Below are 17,597 nucleotides of genomic sequence, written 5' to 3'. Positions count from 1 at the left end.
GGTTTTCCACAACCTGTGCACACGCTGCGCACATGCTCGTCCACCGCCGTCCACAGGTTGTCCCGAGGCTCGTCCACCGGCCTGGTTGGGGTCTGACCTCGGGATCCGTATCGTGGGGCACCGACCGGTCGCGCGATCGCCCCCGATCGACCGGCCGGGTCGATCGGAAGTTGTCGCACCCGGCCGGTAGAGCTGGTATCGACCCGACGCAGTGGAGGGGGATCCGTGTCGGTCACCGACGACATGCGGGCGGAGCCCCGATCCGGCGGGCAGTCGCCCGCCCCCGCACAGCGCGACGGGCAGTTCGACAAGACCCCGCCCCAGGACGTGGCCGCGGAGCAGTGCGTCCTCGGCGGCATGCTGCTGTCCAAGGACGCCATCGCCGACGTCGTCGAGATCCTCAAGACGAACGATTTCTACCGGCCGGTGCACGCCACCATCTTCGACGCGATCCTCGACATCTACGGTCGGGGCGAGCCGGCCGACCCGATCACCGTCGCGGCGGCCCTGGCCGATTCCGGCGACCTCGCCCGGGTGGGTGGCGCGCCCTACCTGCACACCCTCATCGCCAGCGTGCCCACCGCCGCGAACGCGGCGTACTACGCCCGGATCGTCGGCGAGCGGGCGGTGCTGCGCCGGCTGGTCGAGGCCGGCACCCGCATCGTGCAGCTCGGCTACGGCACCGCCAACGGCGGCAGCCGGGACGTCGACGACATCGTCGACCTCGCCCAGCAGGCCGTCTACGAGGTGACCGAGCGTCGGGTCAGCGAGGACTTCGCGGTGCTGGCCGACATGCTCCAGCCGACCCTCGACGAGATCGAGGCCGTCGGGGCGCAGGGCGGGGTGATGACCGGGGTGCCGACCGGCTTCACCGACCTGGACCGGCTGCTCAACGGGCTGCACCCGGGGCAGCTCATCATCGTGGCTGGCCGGCCTGGTTTGGGTAAATCTACGGCCAGTATGGACTTTGCCCGAAATGCAGCGATTCGCGCCAACCAGGCGGCGGCGATCTTCTCCCTGGAAATGAGCAAGGTCGAGATCGTCATGCGACTGCTCTCGGCCGAGGCGCGGGTCCCGCTGCACGTGCTGCGCAGCGGCCAGCTCTCCGACGACGACTGGACCAAGCTGGCCCGCTGCATGGGTGAGATCAGCGAGGCGCCGCTCTTCGTCGACGACACGCCCAGCATGAACCTGATGGAGATCCGGGCCAAGGCGCGCCGGCTCAAGCAGAAGCACGACCTCAAGATGATCGTGGTCGACTATCTCCAGCTGATGACCTCGCCGAAGCGGACCGAGAGCCGTCAGCAGGAGGTCGCGGACCTCTCCCGGGGCCTGAAGCTGCTGGCCAAGGAGGTCGAATGCCCGGTGATCGCGGTCAGCCAGCTGAACCGTGGCCCCGAGCAGCGCACCGACAAGCGGCCACAACTGTCTGACCTGCGTGAATCCGGGTCGATCGAGCAGGACGCCGACGTCGTCATCCTGCTGCACCGCGACGACTACTACGACAAGGAGTCGCCCCGCGCCGGCGAGGCGGACTTCATCGTCGCGAAGCACAGAAACGGGCCCACCGACAGCATCACGGTCGCTGCCCAGCTGCACCTCTCCCGCTTCGTCGACATGGCGATCGTCTGAGCGTCGCCCCAGAACCGCCTGGCCTGCAGCCCGCCGACCCCGCGCAGCGCAGTCGGTTGCAGGCGCCGGCACCGGTCCCGTGACCGGCGCGTATCTGCCCGCCAACCGGCCGGCGGCACGGTGACCACGACTGCGGCGATGCTGGGCTGACGGCGGCGACTCACCCGAGCAGCGGGAACCAGCCGCCCGCCTCGCCCAGCTGCGCGCGGTCCCGGTCGGTGAGCGGCTCGCGGCCGGTGGCCTTGAGCAGGTATTCCGCGTCGTCCCAGTCACCCGGGCGGACCGCCTCGTCGCTGAGCAGCCCGTCCATGGTCGTCACCGCGACGCGGCAGGCGAGCGGCCCGGGTGCCGGTGCATCGGGCAGGTCGAGCACCAGGTCGAGGTGGTGGATCACGGCCTCGGTGGTCAGCGTGGCCAGGAAGTCGGGTACGCGCAGCACGTGCCCCTGGGTGCGGACGCAGCCGGCCGGGTCGGCGGCGGCCGCGGCGCGGACGGCGGCCGGGGCGGTGTCCGCCCAGACGCGGACCACGCCGCTCGGACGGTCGAAGGCGGCGGCGGAGCGGCGGGCCCACCAGGCGTGCCGGGCGCCGTCGCCGTCACCGCCGGCCGGGAAGGAGCGCCAGTAGCTGACGTCGTCCACATCCGGCGGTCCGTCGGCGGGGGTGGCCAGGGCGACCAGGGCGCGCTGGGCGTCGCAGAGCACGTGGAAGAGCAGGTCGGCGACGAGCCAGCCCCGGCAGCGCGTGGGTCGTTGCAGGTCGGCGTCGTCCCGCCCGGTGACCACGGCGGTGATCCCCTGGTACGCCTGGGCGAGCGCCTCGTGCTGCGCGATCGGCGTCATGGGGTGCAGCCTGCCACGGAGCTCCCCGGTCGGCAGGACGGAACGGGCCGGGGCGGGTGCCCCGGCCCCGGTGCCGTCAGCCGAACATCTCGTCGAGGAAGCTCTTCTGCTTCTTGCGCTTGTAGTGCCCGTGGTAGCCGTGATGCTGCTGCTGGTGCCCGCTGTGGCCGTACGCCGGCTGCGGCGGGTAGGCCGGCGCGTGCGGCGGCGGGGCGGCCGGGTAGCCCGGCTGGTGCGGGGGCGGCGGCGGGGGCGGCGCGTACCCGCCGGGCTGAGGGCCGTGGCCGGTGGGCTGCCCGGGCGTCGGGGCGGCGACGTGCTGCTGGTTCCAGTTCGCCTCGGCCTCGAACAGCTTCTCGAGTTCACCGCGGTCGAGGAAGATCCCCCGGCACTCGGTGCACTGGTCGATGACGATTCCACTGCGCTCGTACTGGCGCATGTCTCCGTGACACTTGGGACAGGTGAGCTGCATCGCTCGACCGTACCCGGTCGGCGCGAGATTCAGGCGGTGGCGATCAGCGCCTCGTTGACCTCGTCGTCGGAGACCTCGTGGAAGTCCTCGTAGTACGCGCCGACCGCGCCGAACTCGGGCGGGCGTTGGGCGCAGATCACCTGGTCGGCCTCGGCGGCGAGCATCTCGTACGCCTCCTGGGAGCCGACCGGCACGGCGACGACCACCCGGCGGGCGCCGAGGTGACGGGCGACCTGGACGGAGACCCGGGCCGTCGCGCCGGTGGCCAGCCCGTCGTCGACGATCACGGCGGTCCGGCCGGTGAGGTCCAGCGGCGGCCGGCCGCCCCGGTACCGGGCCTCGCGGCGTTCCAGTTCGGCCTGCTCCCGGCGCTGCACCTCGGCGATGTCGTCGGGGCCCAGCCGCGCGGCGACCACGTCGTTGAGCACCCGGACGCCGCCGGGGCCGAGCGCGCCGAAGGCGACCTCGGGCGCCCAGGGCATGCCGAGCTTGCGGACCACCAGGACGTCCAGGGGCGCGCCGATCCGGTCGGCGATCACCCGGGCCACCGGCACGCCGCCCCGGACCAACCCCAGCACGATGACGTCCGGTTCCCCGACGAGACCGGCCAGCCGTTCGGCGAGCTGGCGGCCGGCGTCCTCACGATCGCGGTAGGTGCTGCTCATGTCCTCAGGTCTACGCCCTGTTGAGGGCTCGCGTCGGCGACTCCGGCGAAACCGTGGCCGGTCGGGTGGCCAGCGCGGGTGCCCAGACGAGCAGGGCGAGCGGGTAGAGCAGGTAGCCGAAGCGGGTGGTGGGCATCAGCAGGATCGCCGCCAGCAGGCCGTATCCGCAGATCAGCGCGGTGACGACGGCGGTGCCGGGCGGGCGACGCAGCAGCCGGACGCCGATCGCCACGCCGACCGCGACGAGCAGCGCGGCGGCGATCACCCGGCCCCCGGGCAGCCCGGTGGCGATCAGGTACCCGGGGAAGGGGGACTGGGCGGGGCTGGTCACCAGTCCGTGGCCGAGCGGGAACCGCAGCACGTTCTCCACCAGCGCGTCCCGGTCGACCAGCAGTGCCGGGACCAGGGCGAGCAGGGGCAGGCCGAGCGCGCCGAGGGCGACCCGCAGGCCGGCCCGCCGGGTGGCGCCCCAGAAGATCAGGACCAGGGCGACCGGCCAGGCGAAGAGCTTCAACGCGCCGGCGAGCCCGACCGCCACCCCGGCCGCGCCGGGCCGGTCGACGGCGGCGAACGCCAGCGCCAGCAGGCAGAGCGCGAGTACGGGGAGGTCGTCGCCGCCGGTGGCGAGGGTGAGCGCGCAGACCGGCAGCACGGTCGCGGCCTGCACGCCGCGCAGTACCGCCGCCGCGTCGGGGCGGGTCGCCGACGGGCGGCCGGCGCGGCGCAGCGCCCCCACCGCGACGGCCAGCACCAGTGCGGTGACCAGCGCGAACCAGACCCGGGAGTCGGTCCACCAGGCGTCGACGGCGGCCCGGGGCAGCCCGAACAGCGCCATCCCCGGCTGGTACGGCGTGTAGCCGAGCAGCCGCTCGTCGGCGGGGAGCGCGGCGATCGCGTCGTGCCCCAGGTAGGGGGTGCCGTGTTCGGCGAGCCGGATCCCGGCGTGCTCGACGACCACCACCTCCTCCTGCGCCCGGTCCGTACGCCCCGACGCCCGTTGCGCGCTCTGCAGCACGAGGGGCAGCAGGGCCGTGGTGGCCCAGGCGAGCCCGGTGACCGCCCAGCGGGCCGGCACCCCGGCCAGCCCGGGACGGCGCCCCCGGAGCAGGAGTTGGCCGACGACCAGCAGGGTCGCCAGCAGGTAGCCGACGGCGGCGACGCTGCCCCAGGCGCGGTGCGGGGGCAGGGTGGAGGTGGCGGCGGTGATCGCGGCGAACGCGGCGGAGAGCGCGTACAGGCCGAGGTCGAGGGCGAGGCCGCCGGCGGCGGAGTCGAGGGCCCGCCAGGTGCGGGAGGCGGCGGTCACGCCGGCAAGTGTGGCAGACCCGTCGGACGGCTCCGGCCGGGCTGGCGACGGCCGGGGGCGAGGCGGATGACGGCGCCGGTGTCGTGCAGCGGCGCGACGAGGGTGCCCGGGCGGCCGCCCGAGCCGCGTTGCAGGGCGGCGAGGAGACTGCCGGCGGGCAGCGGGCGGGCGAAGAGGTGGCCCTGGCCGGCGGCGCAGCCCAGCTCCCAGAGCGCCCGGCGCTGCGGCTCGCTCTCCACCCCCTCGGCGACCACCGTGAGGTCGAGGCTGCGACCGAGGTCGAGGGTGGAGCGGATGACGGCGGCGGCCTCCGCCGAGCTCTCCATGGCGGTGACGAAGCTGCGGTCGATCTTCAGCTCGTGCACCGGGATGCGGGAGAGCAGCGAGAGGGAGGAGTAGCCGGTCCCGAAGTCGTCCAGGGCCAGCCGTACGCCGGAGTCGCGGAGCCGGCTGAGCACCTGGTCGACCACGTCGAGCTGGCTCAGCGTCAGCGTCTCGGTCAGCTCCAGCACCAGCCGGTCGGGCGGGAGGTCGTGCGCCCGCAGCCGGGCCAGCACCGCGCCGGGGAAGCGGGCGTCGAGCAGGCTGCGCGGCGAGACGTTGACCGAGACCGGCAGGTCGAAGCCGGCCGCCCGCCAGCTGCCGGCGGCCAGCAGCGCCTGGTCGAGGATCGCCTCGGCGAACGCGGGGAGCAGGCCGGAGCGTTCCACGGCCTCCAGGAAGCGCAGCGGGTCGATCATGCCGTGGGTGGGGTGGTGCCAGCGGGCCAGCGCCTCGGCGCCGGTCACCTCGCCGCTGCCCAGGTCCACGATCGGCTGGAAGTTGACGGTGAACTCGTGGTCGGCCACCGCCCTGGGCAGCTCGCCGCCGAGGGTGAGCCGGCCGAGGTCGGCGGTGTCGCGGGTCGGGGCGTACGTGGAGACCCGCTGGCCGGCCCGCTTGGCCTGGTACATCGCCACGTCGGCGCGGCGCAGCAGCTCGGGCATGCCGCCGCTGGCCGGGGCCGCGGCGATGCCGCCGCTGGCCTCGACGCTGATCCGCATGCCGTCCACGTCCAGCGGCTCGTGCAGGGTGCCGATCAGGGCCTCCGCCCGGTGCGCGGCGACCGCCGGGGCGGGCAGCCCGCGCAGCAGCACGGCGAACTCGTCGCCGCCGAGGCGGGCCACCAGGTCCTCGGGTCGCGCGGCCGCCCGCAGCCGGTCGGCGACCTGCATCAGCACCTGGTCCCCGGCGGCGTGGCCGAGGGTGTCGTTGACCTCCTTGAAGTGGTTGAGGTCGATCAGCACCAGCGCGGTCACCCCTTCGGCGTGCCGGGTGCTGAGCTGCTCGGTGCCGCGCTCCAGCAGGTGCCGTCGGTTGGCCAGCCCGGTCAGCGCGTCGTGGGTGGCGGCGTGCGCGTGTTCGGCGGCCACCCGGGCCAGCTCGGCGTACGCCTGGGCGTTGCGGACCGCGGTGCACAGCGCCGAGGCGAAGGTGCGCAGCGTGTACTGCTCCCGCTCGGAGAGCTGGACCGGGCCGCGGAAGCGCAGCCGCAGCACGCCCACGTCGGCGCTGCCGTCGTGCCCCTCCAGCCGGGCCGAGAGCACCGCGCCGTCGACGGTGCTCGGTTCGCCGGCCGGCCCGTCGTACCCGATGGTGCCGCCGGCGCCGCGGACGGTGCGGCCCCCGTCGTGCAGTTCGATCTCGACCTCGTCGGCGGAGAACAGCTCGCCGGCCTGGGTGACCGCGGTGGTGAGGACCCTGTCCAGGTCGACGACGTTGAGCGCGTCGGTGGTCCGGGCGAGGCGCTGCCAGGCCTGCTGCTCGGTGCGGGCCTTGACCCGGTTGGAGTAGAGCAGGTGGAGGCTGAGGACCAGCGGCGGCACCGCCAGCAGGAGCCGGCTGTCGCCCAGGAGGATGAGGACGGTGCCGATGATGACGACGAGTCGGGCCAGGGCGGCGGCCAAACGGAGGCCGACGTCCTCCCGGAACAGGTCCGCGAGTTGTTCACCGGTGGCCAGGGCGATGACCGGGAGGGTGACCACCTCGTCGAGCAGGACCGCGGCCAGGTAGGCGAGGGAGAGCGGCAGGATCGCGCTCACCACGGACTCCTCGTCGAGCCGCCAGCCGGCGGCTTGGAGGACGCTTCCCGCGACCGCCGCCACCAGCATGTTCTTGCACACGCCGAAGGCGATCTTGATCGGGGGCAGTCGGGCGAGCGACGTGGCGACCGCGAGGCCGAGGCCCGTGGCGAGGACCACCATCGAGGTCGGGGCCACGGTCAGCCCGATCACGATGGCCGTCTCCGTCCAGGCGATGTGATGGTTGGTCGCCCGGATCCGGATCCGCACCTTCACCGTGAAGCCGACCGCGGCCAGGGAGATCAGCGCCAGCCACATCGCGGGGGCACCGGCCGGGGAGCCCGGGTGCCCCTGAAGGTCGACGATCGATACGACGGCGGAGACGGTTGCCAGAACGACGACGAGACCGACTAGCGACAACAGTCGCCGATCGGTCCCGTTTCGTCGGTCTTGTGGAGCCACCCATCGTCCTCATTCAGTCACCGATGGCTGCGCGCTCCGCAAGCGTACTGCTCTTTGTGTTGTTGTAGAAGGTTCCTCACGCCCACTCGTGCGACTTCACCGCGACCCCCAACTGTTGCGTTCCGGTCTTTCCGATGGGGGAAGCGTAAAGCGAATTCACCCGGCCTTGTACGGATAAATGTCTGTATGCGCAATATCAGTGAAGTCGATGGGATTTGTAACAGTCTGTCCATGCATTCGGTGCGGAGCGCTGTGGCCCCTCGCCGGTCATCCCAGCTCAGGTGATCGGATGCGGTACGTGGCGTGGGCGACCGAACCCGAACAATCTTCAGTGTGACGTTGCCGCCCCTCGTTTCAATCGACGGATCGGACCATCTCCTGCGGTGATGCCCGACGACCTCTGTGGCGTGTGTCGAAGGTGAAGGTGCCGCACATCGCGGATGACGTGCGTGCGAACATTCTCGGTCCGCAGCGAGTCCCCTGGGTGATCATCTGAATACCCGTCCGGACGATCCGGGAACCGATGCGATTCGAGTTCACCGCGCAATTCCGGGGTGACGGAACGTGTCAGTGGCCGCCTTGTCGTCGGCGTCGGCGACAGTTCCGGTCGTACCCGGCGGATAGGCTCGCCATCGTGACCGATCCCGCGCAGCTCACCCACGTCGACCCGGCCGGCGCGGCCCGCATGGTCGACGTCTCCGCCAAGCCGGTGACCGGCCGGCTCGCCGTGGCCGCCGGTCGGCTGCGTACCACCGCCGAGGTGGTCGACCTGCTGCGTCGCGACGGCCTGCCCAAGGGCGACGCGCTGGCGGTCGGTCGGCTCGCCGGCATCATGGGCGCCAAGCGCACCCCCGACCTGATTCCGCTCTGCCATCCGATCGCGTTGCACGGCGTGACGGTCGACCTGCGGCTCACCGAGGACACCGTCGAGATCACCGCCACGGCGCGCACCGCCGACCGGACGGGCGTGGAGATGGAGGCGCTGACCGCGGTGGCGGTGGCCGGGCTGGCCCTGGTCGACATGGTCAAGGCGGTCGACCCGGCCGCCTCGGTCGACGCGGTGCGGGTGCTCCGTAAGGAGGGCGGCAAGACCGGCGAGTGGGTCCGGCCGGAGGGTCGGCCGTGATCCGGGCCCGGGTGGTGGTGGCCTCCAACCGGGCCGCCGCCGGTGTCTACGCCGACACCAGCGGTCCGCTGCTCGTCGCGGGCCTGCGCGAGCTGGGCTGTGCCGTCGACGAGCCGGTGGTGGTCCCCGACGGTGAGCCGGTCGGCGAGGCCTTGCGCGTCGCCCTGGCCGACGGGATCGACGTGGTGCTGACCAGCGGTGGCACCGGCATCACCCCCACCGACCGGACACCCGACGTGACCCGGGCGCTGCTCGACTACGAGATTCCCGGCATCGCCGAGGCGGTCCGGGCGCACAGCCGTGACCGGGTCCCCACCTCGGCGCTGTCCCGGGGGGTCGCCGGGGTGGCCGGCCGGATGCTCGTGGTCAACCTGCCCGGGTCGACCGGCGGCGCGCGGGACGGCCTCGCCGTGCTCGGCCCGATCCTCGTCCACGCCGTCGATCAGCTACGGGGCGGCGACCACTGACGCCGGTCCGGCGTCCACGGCGATAGGCTCGCCCGGTGAGCGCGCGGAGTGACGCGCGCACCGCACATCGGTGAACGGAGGCCCCCCGGTGAGCACGGAAACCGCCGCCGCCGCGGCGCAGGTCGCGGCGCCGCCGCCGGCCGGTTGGGAGGAGGCCCGCTCCCGGGTGTACGCGGTGGGCCTCGCCGCCGTGCTCCCTGCGGTCCGGCGCCCCCTCGCCGACGTCGACGGGCACACCCTGGCCGAGCCGCTGACCACGCGCACCGACCTGCCCGCCTTCCCGACCTCCAGCGTGGACGGCTGGGCGGTGCGCGGCGACGGTCCGTGGGACGTGGTCGGGCGGGTGCTGGCCGGCAACACCCCGCCCCCGCTGACCGGCGACGGCACCACCGTCGAGATCGCCACCGGCGCGATGGTTCCCGAGGGCACCACCGCCGTGCTCCGGATCGAGGAGTCGAGCCGTACCGCCGACGGACGGGTGACCGGCATGCCGCGGTCCAACCCGGAATGGCGGGAGCCGGGCGAGGAGGCGTACGCGGGGGAGGAACTGCTCCCCGCCGGCACCCCGGTCGACCCGGCCCTGATCGGGCTGGCCGCCTCCTGCGGCCACGATCAGCTGGCGGTGCGGCGGCAGCCCCGGGCCGCGCTGCTGGTCTTCGGCGACGAGCTGCTGACCGCCGGCCCGCCCGGCGCCGGCCGGGTACGCGACGCGCTCGGCCCGGCGGTACCGGCCTGGCTGCGCCGGTACGGCTGCCAGGTGCGCTCCTCCGACGTGGTCGGCCCGGTGGCGGACACCCTTCCCGCCCACGTGGCGGCCCTGCGGTCCGCGCTGACCAACGCGGACCTGGTCTGCACCACCGGCGGGACGATGCACGGCCCGGTCGACCACCTGCACCCCACGCTGGAGGCGCTGGGAGCGGACTACGTGGTCAACACCGTCGCGGTCCGCCCCGGCTTCCCGATGCTGCTGGCCCGGCTCGCCGGCGCCGACGGCCGGGTCCGCTTCGTCGCCGGCCTGCCGGGCAACCCGCAGTCGGCGATCGTCGCCCTGGTCTCGCTGGTCGCACCGCTGCTCGCCGGGCTGACCGGCCGGCCGATGCCGGCGCTGCCGCACGCCACGCTCGCCGAGCCGGTGCCCGGCCGGGGCGACTACACCCACCTGGCCCTGGTCCGGCTGGACCGGGCCGCCGGCACCGCCCACCCGCTGCGCCACGTCGGCTCGGCGATGCTGCGCGGGCTGGCCGGCGCCGACGGGTTCGCGGTGATCCGTCCGGGCACCACCGGCGAGGCCGGGGCCCGGGTGCCGGTCGTGCCGCTGCCGCTGCTGCCCGGGGAGCGCTCGTGGTGACCGCCGATCCGACGGTGCCCGTGCTGGCGGTCACCGACCAGCCGCTCGACCTGGCCGCGCACGAGGCGGCGGTCGCCGACCGCCGGGCCGGCGCGGTGGTCTCCTTCCAGGGCGCGGTCCGCGACCACGACCACGGCCGCCCGGTCACCCTGCTGGAGTACGAGGGTCACCCGAGCGCCGCCGACGTGCTCCGCGAGGTCGCCGCCGAGGTCGCCGCCGACCCCGACGTGTACGCGGTCGCGGTGTCGCACCGGATCGGCCGGCTGGAGATCGGTGACGTGGCACTGGTCGCCGCGGTCAGCACCGCGCACCGCGCCGCCGCCTTCGCGGCCTGCGCCCGCCTGGTCGACGAGGTCAAGGCCCGCCTGCCGATCTGGAAGCGCCAGGTCTTCGCCGACGGCACCGAGGAATGGGTCAACTGCCCCTGACCGTGGGGCGGCCGGCGGAGGTCAGCGCCGGGCGGTGGTGGCGGTGCGGGCCAGGCGGTCGGTGTAGAAGGCGGGCTCCGCGCCGGGGCGCCAGGGCAGCGCGGCGACCAGCACGATCAGGGCCAGCGCGAGGGAGTTCTCCATCAGCGCGCCGAAGAGCCCGTCCTGGTAGTGCGACACCTCCGGGAGCTGGTGCTCGTACGGCCAGATGGGCGAGACGAGGAAGAGCAGGTAGAGCCCGATCGCCGCGACGGCGTGCCGCAGGCCGGTCAGCGTCGGGTACCAGATCGGCGGGCGCAGCCCGTTGACCCCGGGCGGCCCCCCGTACGAGGACGCCTGGCCGCCGCGCGCCGCCAGGCCCCGGCTCGCCTCGCGGCGGCGTACGGCGGCGTCGGCGAGCACGACGATCGCGGGAATGACCCACACCAGGTGGTGCGTCCAGGAGATCGGGCTGATCACGTTGGCGGTCAGCCCGACCAGGGTGAACGCGGTCAGTTCGTCGCCGTCGGCGCGGGCGGTGGCGGCCCGGGAGAGCCCGACCGCCAGGATCAGCACCGAGAACGACAGCCAGAGCAGCCCGGGCGTCTCGATCGAGTCGTACAGCCGGGCGAGCAGGCCGGCCAGCGACTGGTTGGGGGTCATGTCCGCCGCGCCGACCCGCTCGGTCTGCCAGAGCACGCCGCCGAAGTAGGCCCGGGACTCGGTCCCGACCAGCGCGAACGTTCCCAGCGTCACGCCGATGGTGGTGCCGACGGCGGTGGCCGCCGTCCGCCACTGCCGGGTGATCAGCAGGTACACGATGAAGAGCGCGGGGGTCAGCTTGACGGCGGTGGCCAGGCCGATGCCCATGCCGGCCCACGCCCCGCTGTAGAGGAAGCGCAGGAACACCCCGTCGGTCGGGCGGCCGTGGGTGCCCCGCCGGGACCGCCAGCGAAGCCCGATCAGGTCGGCCATGATCAGCCCGAAGAGCAGCACGTTGACCTGGCCGTACCCGAGGGTCTCCCGGACCGGTTCGATGGCGACGGACATCGACGTCGCGATGCCCACGGTGAACCAGAGCGGCCAGCCGAGCCGGTCCACGATCGGGCGCAGCAGCGCGGCCAGCACGAGAGCGAGGGCGGCGATGCTGCCCGCGGCGTTGATCCAGCCCGCCGCCTCGACCGGCAGTCGCGCCATCGGCAGCATCATCAGGCCGGCGAACGGCGGGTAGGTGAAGCCGAGGGTGGTGGTCGGCGCGATGAACTCGTACAGCTCGTGACCGCTCGCCCACCACACCACCGCGCCGTGGTAGATCTTCATGTCGAAGAAGTTGTACGGCCGCCCGAAAGCACCGATGGCGAGCCATGCGGCATAGGCGACGGCGGCCACGATGCCGGTCCGTACGACTGTCCTACGATCGATCCCACGCGTTGCGCGACGGACTGGGGCGAGGCGGTCCAGCCGTCTACCGACGATCGCCGGCATGGCGTGGCCACCCCCGTACCAAGGTCGTCCTACCCGTCCAGGTCCGGTACGGAGCCTAGAACGGCGCCTCACGTTGATGCCTCCCGCGTTATGCGACCGTGTCCGATCCCACACATGTTTTTGACATTTCCACCGCGTTAACGGCAGTCGGGTGGTTCAGGTAATTCGCGGCCTTGCGGGGGGTGGTGGCCGTATTGACGCAGGTCAGCCCGGAAGTCGCCGGGCGGTGGAGGCCGAGAGTGCGGCGATCCGCGCCTCCCGGCGGGCGGTACGCACCGCGCGGGTCACGGAACGGCGAGAGTGATCGATGCGGTGGCCCGTCCGCCAGCGCAGACCCGGCTTCCCCTCGGTGTCGGCGGCGGCGAGCAGCAGGCCGCCGAAGAGCCCGAGATTCTTCAGGAAGTGGATCTGGTTGTTGTTGCGCATGGCCGGGTCGTCGTTCTTCCAGAAGGGGTGCCCGGCCACGGTGACCGGCACCAGCGTGCCGGCGAGGACCAGCGCGGCCGGCCGGGCGAACTTTCCGGTGGCCAGCATCAGGCCGGCGGCGAACTGCACCGCCGAGTTGGCGCGGATCAGTGTGGTGGTGTCGGTGGGAAGCTGCGGCGCGGCGTTGGAGATCAGGGGAGCGATCCGGTCGGCGATCGGCTGGGCGGCGGCCGCGAGGCGCTGGGGGTTCTGGAAGTTGCGGGCGCCGCTGACCACGAAGATGCCGCTCAACATGACGCGGGCGAGGGAGCGCACGGGTTTCATGGATCAGTCATACCCCGTCCGGGCGTCCGCTACCCCGGCAACGGCCGATCCGGGACCTTCCGACATGGACGTGACGCCACGCCGATTCGAGCGACCGTCGCTGATGGACGCGCCCGGACGGGTAACGTCGCGCGGGTGACGACCCTGCGGCTGCGCCCCGAGGACCCGGCGGACATCGCCCCGGTCCGGATGGTGCTGGCCGCCGCCTTCGCCCGCCCGGACGCCGCGGTCCCCGGCGAGGTGGCGCTCGTCGACGACCTGCGCGACAGCGACGCGTGGATCCCCGAGCTGGCGATGGTGGCCGAGTACGGCGGTGAGGTGGTCGGCTACGCCCTGCTCAGCCGGGTCTTCGTCAGCTCCGACGACCACCGCGCTCCGGCGTTGGCGCTCGGACCGGTCGCGGTGGCCCCGCACCGGCAGCGGGTCGGGCACGGCACGGCGGCGGTGCAGGCCGTGCTGGACGCGGCGACCGAGCTGGGTGAGCGCCTGGTGGTGGTGCTCGGCGACCCCGGCTACTACCGCCGGTTCGGGTTCAGCCGGGCGGACCGGATGGGGCTGACCAGCCCCTGGTCGGGCCTGGGAGAGCCCTGGCAGGCGCTGGTGCTGCCGCCGAGCGTCAGCGGCGAGGGCCCGCCGCCGCGCGGCGAGGTGCTCTTTCCCGCGCCCTGGTCCCGCGTCTGACCCCAACCCGCCCGTCGCGGACGCCCGCGGCGGCGGTCAGGCCGGCTGGGTACGCAGGTAGCGGCCGAAGTGCGGGACGGTGAAGGCGACCGTGCCCCGCTCACCCGAGTAGATCAGCCCCTTCTTGATCAGCGCGTCCCGGGCGGGCGACAGGCTGGCCGGCTTGCGCCCCAGCGCCCGGGCGATCTCCGCGGTCGGCACGGCCGCGTCCATGTCGTCCCGGCCGCCGCCGTCGGCCTCCCCCTCCACCAGCGACAGCGTGGCCATGGCGCGCATGTACTCCCGCTCGGCCGGGGTGGCCCGCTCGAAGCGGGAGCCGAAGAAGCCGACGGCCAGTTCGGCCTCCGCCTCGGGCGCGGCCACCCGGACGTCAGCCGCGGTGATCGGGGAGCGGGGCGCGTGGTCCCAGGTCGCCTTCCCGTACGCCTGGACGAAGTAGGGATAGCCGCCGGACTTCTCGTAGAGCAGGTCGAGGGCCTTCTGCTCGTACTCGACCTGCTCCCGCTCGGCCGGGGCGCAGAGCGCGTGGTCGGCGGCGATCCGGTCGAGGCGGTCGATGCGCTGGTAGCGGAAGAGCCGCTCGGAGTAGGACTTGGCGGCGCTGAGCACGGCCGGCAGGTGCGGCAGGCCGGCGCCCACCACGATCAGGGGCGCGCCGAGCTGGGACAGCTCGTGGCAGGCGGCGCAGAGCGCGGAGACGTCCTCCGCGCCGAGGTCCTGCATCTCGTCGATGAAGACGGCGATTCCGGTGCCCACGTCGGCGGCCACCCCCGCCGCGTCGGTGAGCAGCTCGACCAGGTCGATCTCGATGTCGCCGGAGTCGGCCCGGCCGCTGCTCGCCGGCACGTCGATGCCGGGCTGCCAGCGGTCGCGCAGCTTCGGGGCGGCGGCCCCGCGCCCGGTCGGCGCGGAGCGCTGGGCGAACGCCTTGAGCACGCCGAGGAAGGCGTCGATCCGGTCGGGGGCGCGGTGCCGGGGGGCCAGCTCGCGGACGGCCATGTGCAGGGCGGCGGCCACCGGTCGGCGCAGCGACTGGTCCGGCCGAGCCTCGATCTTGCCGGTGCCCCAGAGGTGGTTGATCGCCTGCGAGCGGAGGGTGTTGAGCAGCACCGTCTTGCCGACGCCCCGCAGCCCGGTGAGCATCAGGCTGCGTTCGGGGCGGCCCCGGGCGATGCGTTCCAGGACCACGTCGAAGACGTCCAGCTCCCGCCCCCGGCCGGCGAGCTCGGGCGGGCGCTGGCCGGCGCCGGGGGCGTACGGGTTGCGGACCGGATCCACGCATCGCACAGTATCGGGCCGTCTAGCCGCAGGACTAGAGATGCATAGATGGGGCTACCGGCGTGTCTCCGGTCCTCGACCGGAATCTTGTCCTGTCTAGCGCAGACGCTAGACAGGACAAGATTGGCCTACCGAGGTCAGCGCTGCTTCAGGCAGAGGACGAAGTCGAGGGTGTCCAGCTCGCTGTCGAAGAAGTACCAGTTGGTGTAGCCGGTCACCTTGGCGCACTTCGCCTCGGCGTCCTTCTCCCCGCTGGTCTCCCCGTCGAAGCGCCGCAGCACCTCGTACGTCTTCGCGGCGCAGTCGCTGATCAGCAGCTTGGGTTTGCCGCCCGCCGTGCCCTCGTTGCGGACGCACTGCCCCGCCTTCACGAAGCGCGGGTCGGCGGAGGAGGCCGGCGCGGGGGTGGTCGGTGCCGGCTCGGCCGGCCCGGGCAGCGCCCCACCCGGTTCGGCGGAGGCGCTCGGCGCGGTGGTCGGCGCCGAATCGTCGTCCCGCCCGGCCAGGTACCACAGGGTGGCGGCACCGGCGAGGACGAGCACCGCCAGCACAGCCACCACCGCGATCAGCGGACCCCGGCCCCGCGCCGGGCGCGGCGGTGCCGGGTCGCCGAGGTACGCGCTCGGGCCGGCCGACCGGTACGGCTCGGCTGCCGGGTGCACCTCGGTGGCCGGGTAGCCCGGCTGCTGGTAGGGCGGGTAGCCGGCGGGCGGCGGGGCCCAACCCGGCGCGCCGTGCGGGTCCGGTGCGGCGCCGTACGCGTCGTCCGGGCGTCGCCCGCCCCACGGCTCCGGGGCGCCACCCGGTGGCCCGTAGTTCGCCATGCACGCCTCCTGCGTACTCGTGCTGAGAGGCCGGCCACCCGTATGGGACACCGACGCCGTGGTCACCGTAGCGTGGTCCACCGATGAGCTCACCTCCCGCAAGTGCGACACCGGCCCGGCCCGGTCTGATCTGGACCGCGCTGCTGCTGGTCTACGTCCTGTGGGGCTCCACCTATCTCGGCATCCGGATCGCCGTGGAGACGCTGCCGCCGCTCGGGTCGGCGGCCCTCCGGTTCGGCGCCGCCGGGCTGGTGCTCGCCGTCGTCCTGCGGCTGCGGCGCGGACCTGGGGCGCTGCGGGTCGACCGGCGTCAACTCGGCTCCGCCGCCCTGGTCGGGGTGCTGCTGCTGGCCGGCGGCAACGGTCTGGTGGTGCTCGCCGAGTCGGGTCCGCCCGGGGTGGCCGTGCCGTCCGGCATCGCCGCGCTGCTGGTGGCCACCGTGCCGCTGCTGGTGGTGCTGCTGCGCACCGCCACCGGGGACCGGCCGCGCGGGTGGACCTTCGCCGGGGTGACGCTCGGTTTCCTCGGCCTGGTGCTGCTGGTGCTCCCCACCGGCGGCACGGGCGCGGTGCCGCTGGCCGGCGCGCTCACCGTGGTCGCGGCGGCCACCTCCTGGTCGGTCGGCTCGTTCCTCTCCGGCCGGCTGGCCATGCCCGCCGACCCGTTCGTCGCCACCGTGTACGAGATGTTCGCCGGCGCGGCGGCGCTCGCCGGGTTCGCCCTGGCCCGGGGCGAGCTGCGCGGCTTCTCGCCGGCCGAGGTGAGCACCCGGTCCTGGGCGGCGCTGGCGTACCTGATGGTGGCCGGCTCCCTGGTCGCCTTCACCGCGTACGTCTGGCTGCTGCACCACGCGCCCATCTCCCTGGTCGCCACCTACGCCTACGTCAACCCGGCCGTCGCGGTCGGGCTCGGCGCGCTGCTGGTCGCCGAGCCGATCACCGCCCAGGTGCTGCTCGGCGGCGCGGTGATCGTGGCCGGTGTGGCACTGGTGGTGAGCACCGAGCGACCCCGGCGGCCGGCGGCGGAGAGCGCCGACGGGACAGCCACGGACCCGGCGCACCGGTAACGTCCCGGCCCGTGTCCGTCGGGCTGGTGACCGTCGCCGCGCTCTGCGGCGCGCTGGTCGGCGCGATGGCGCCGGCGTCCGCCCGCCGTTTCGCCCCCGTCCCGGACCCGCCCGCCCCCACCCCGGTCCGGCCGTCGGGTGGCTGGGCTGTGCTCGGGGCGGTGGTGTGCGGCGGGCTGGCCGCCGCGCTCGGGCCGGACCCTGCCCTGCCGGCGTACCTGCTGGTGGCGGGGTGCGGGGTGGTGCTCGCGGCGGTTGACCTGGCCTGCCTGCGACTGCCCGACCCGCTGGTGGGCGCCGCCGCCCTCGGCGGCTGCGCCGGCCTCGGCGTGGCCGCGCTCGCCGCCGGCACGCCGGGCCGCCTGGCGGTCGCCCTCGCCGGGGCCGCGCTCTCCTTCACCGGGTACGTGGCGCTGGCGCTGCTGCCCGGCGCCCGGCTCGGCTTCGGCGACGTGAAGCTCGCCGCCGCTCTCGGCCCGCCGCTCGGCTGGCTGGGCTGGTCGACCCTCGGCTACGGGCTGCTCCTGCCGCACCTGCTCAACGGCGTGGTGGTGCTCGCCCTGCTGGCCGCCCGCCGGGTACGCCGGGACACCGCCCTGCCGTTCGGCCCGGCGCTGCTCGCCGGCGCCTGGCTGGCCGTGCTGCTGTCCTGAGCCGCCTGTGGCCGGTCCACCGGATGACCCGGCCGGTGTTTCGCCGCTGCGCTGATGCCGCTGGGCCGGCTTG

Annotated in this window: 17 protein-coding genes; 8 read left to right on the top strand and 9 right to left on the bottom strand. The window is 74.0% G+C overall.

Annotated elements, in window-relative coordinates:
* Positions 1 to 225: 225 nt before the first annotated feature.
* Positions 226 to 1,632: a replicative DNA helicase gene (gene dnaB / locus V6U88_RS15830; protein ID WP_334453722.1), complete on the top strand. Its 1,407-nt coding sequence runs from the start codon at positions 226 to 228 to the stop codon at positions 1,630 to 1,632.
* A gap of 160 nt (positions 1,633 to 1,792) precedes the next feature.
* Here the strand turns inward: dnaB and V6U88_RS15825 are convergent, their stop codons facing one another.
* From V6U88_RS15825 to V6U88_RS15805, 5 genes are all read right to left on the bottom strand, one after another.
* On the bottom strand, positions 1,793 to 2,473 hold the full coding sequence (locus tag V6U88_RS15825; RefSeq protein ID WP_334453720.1) for a maleylpyruvate isomerase N-terminal domain-containing protein: 681 nt from the start codon (positions 2,471 to 2,473) through the stop codon (positions 1,793 to 1,795).
* 76 nt (positions 2,474 to 2,549) lie between these two features.
* A complete protein-coding gene (locus V6U88_RS15820; RefSeq protein WP_334453718.1) occupies positions 2,550 to 2,945 on the bottom strand; it encodes a TFIIB-type zinc ribbon-containing protein in 396 nt (131 codons plus the stop codon).
* 29 nt (positions 2,946 to 2,974) lie between these two features.
* Positions 2,975 to 3,610: a phosphoribosyltransferase gene (locus V6U88_RS15815; protein WP_334453717.1), complete on the bottom strand. Its 636-nt coding sequence runs from the start codon at positions 3,608 to 3,610 to the stop codon at positions 2,975 to 2,977.
* 10 nt (positions 3,611 to 3,620) lie between these two features.
* On the bottom strand, positions 3,621 to 4,916 hold the full coding sequence (locus V6U88_RS15810) for a glycosyltransferase 87 family protein (RefSeq protein WP_334453716.1): 1,296 nt from the start codon (positions 4,914 to 4,916) through the stop codon (positions 3,621 to 3,623).
* Entirely contained in the window at positions 4,913 to 7,438 is a 2,526-nt protein-coding gene (locus tag V6U88_RS15805; RefSeq protein WP_334453715.1) for a putative bifunctional diguanylate cyclase/phosphodiesterase, read from the bottom strand. The genes V6U88_RS15810 and V6U88_RS15805 overlap by 4 nt, the downstream gene beginning before the upstream one ends.
* 634 nt (positions 7,439 to 8,072) lie before the next feature.
* Between V6U88_RS15805 and moaC the strand changes: the two genes are divergently transcribed.
* The 4 genes from moaC (at position 8,073) to V6U88_RS15785 (ending at position 10,807) form a co-directional block, all read left to right on the top strand.
* Positions 8,073 to 8,564: a cyclic pyranopterin monophosphate synthase MoaC gene (moaC, locus tag V6U88_RS15800; protein WP_334453714.1), complete on the top strand. Its 492-nt coding sequence runs from the start codon at positions 8,073 to 8,075 to the stop codon at positions 8,562 to 8,564.
* A complete protein-coding gene (locus V6U88_RS15795) occupies positions 8,561 to 9,031 on the top strand; it encodes a MogA/MoaB family molybdenum cofactor biosynthesis protein (protein ID WP_334453713.1) in 471 nt (156 codons plus the stop codon). Before moaC ends, V6U88_RS15795 begins: the two co-directional genes overlap by 4 nt.
* Before the next feature lie 88 nt (positions 9,032 to 9,119).
* A complete protein-coding gene (locus V6U88_RS15790) occupies positions 9,120 to 10,379 on the top strand; it encodes a molybdopterin molybdotransferase MoeA (protein ID WP_334453712.1) in 1,260 nt (419 codons plus the stop codon).
* Positions 10,376 to 10,807: a molybdenum cofactor biosynthesis protein MoaE gene (locus tag V6U88_RS15785; RefSeq protein WP_334453711.1), complete on the top strand. Its 432-nt coding sequence runs from the start codon at positions 10,376 to 10,378 to the stop codon at positions 10,805 to 10,807. The genes V6U88_RS15790 and V6U88_RS15785 overlap by 4 nt, the downstream gene beginning before the upstream one ends.
* A gap of 21 nt (positions 10,808 to 10,828) precedes the next feature.
* Here the strand turns inward: V6U88_RS15785 and V6U88_RS15780 are convergent, their stop codons facing one another.
* Positions 10,829 to 12,271 carry a glycosyltransferase 87 family protein gene (locus V6U88_RS15780; protein WP_334453709.1) on the bottom strand — a complete coding sequence of 481 codons (1,443 nt, stop codon included), beginning with the start codon at positions 12,269 to 12,271 and terminating at the stop codon, positions 10,829 to 10,831.
* A gap of 204 nt (positions 12,272 to 12,475) precedes the next feature.
* Complete coding sequence (locus V6U88_RS15775; protein WP_334453707.1) at positions 12,476 to 13,021, bottom strand: DoxX family protein; 546 nt, start codon at positions 13,019 to 13,021, stop codon at positions 12,476 to 12,478.
* 135 nt (positions 13,022 to 13,156) lie between these two features.
* Here V6U88_RS15775 and V6U88_RS15770 point away from each other — a divergent pair, with 135 nt between their 5' ends.
* Positions 13,157 to 13,702: a GNAT family N-acetyltransferase gene (locus V6U88_RS15770; protein ID WP_334453706.1), complete on the top strand. Its 546-nt coding sequence runs from the start codon at positions 13,157 to 13,159 to the stop codon at positions 13,700 to 13,702.
* Between the two features lie 36 nt (positions 13,703 to 13,738).
* On the opposite strand, the gene V6U88_RS15765 is transcribed toward V6U88_RS15770, so the two are convergent.
* Both V6U88_RS15765 and V6U88_RS15760 read right to left on the bottom strand, forming a co-directional pair.
* Positions 13,739 to 14,980 carry an ATP-binding protein gene (locus V6U88_RS15765; RefSeq protein WP_334453705.1) on the bottom strand — a complete coding sequence of 414 codons (1,242 nt, stop codon included), beginning with the start codon at positions 14,978 to 14,980 and terminating at the stop codon, positions 13,739 to 13,741.
* Between the two features lie 137 nt (positions 14,981 to 15,117).
* A complete protein-coding gene (locus V6U88_RS15760) occupies positions 15,118 to 15,549 on the bottom strand; it encodes an LppU/SCO3897 family protein (protein WP_442934639.1) in 432 nt (143 codons plus the stop codon).
* Between the two features lie 338 nt (positions 15,550 to 15,887).
* Between V6U88_RS15760 and V6U88_RS15755 the strand changes: the two genes are divergently transcribed.
* Together V6U88_RS15755 and V6U88_RS15750 are read left to right on the top strand one after the other, a co-directional pair.
* Positions 15,888 to 16,871, top strand: a complete 984-nt coding sequence (locus V6U88_RS15755) for an EamA family transporter (protein WP_334453702.1) — start codon at positions 15,888 to 15,890, stop codon at positions 16,869 to 16,871.
* 11 nt (positions 16,872 to 16,882) lie between these two features.
* Positions 16,883 to 17,524 (top strand): A24 family peptidase, encoded by a 642-nt coding sequence (locus V6U88_RS15750; RefSeq protein ID WP_334453700.1) that lies wholly within the window; start codon positions 16,883 to 16,885, stop codon positions 17,522 to 17,524.
* Positions 17,525 to 17,597 lie beyond the last annotated feature (73 nt).

The sequence above is a fragment of the Micromonospora sp. CPCC 205739 genome, from assembly GCF_036906795.1.
In the GTDB taxonomy this organism is placed as follows: Bacteria; Actinomycetota; Actinomycetes; order Mycobacteriales; family Micromonosporaceae; genus Micromonospora.
This window is presented reverse-complemented; position numbering and strand designations above follow the sequence as displayed.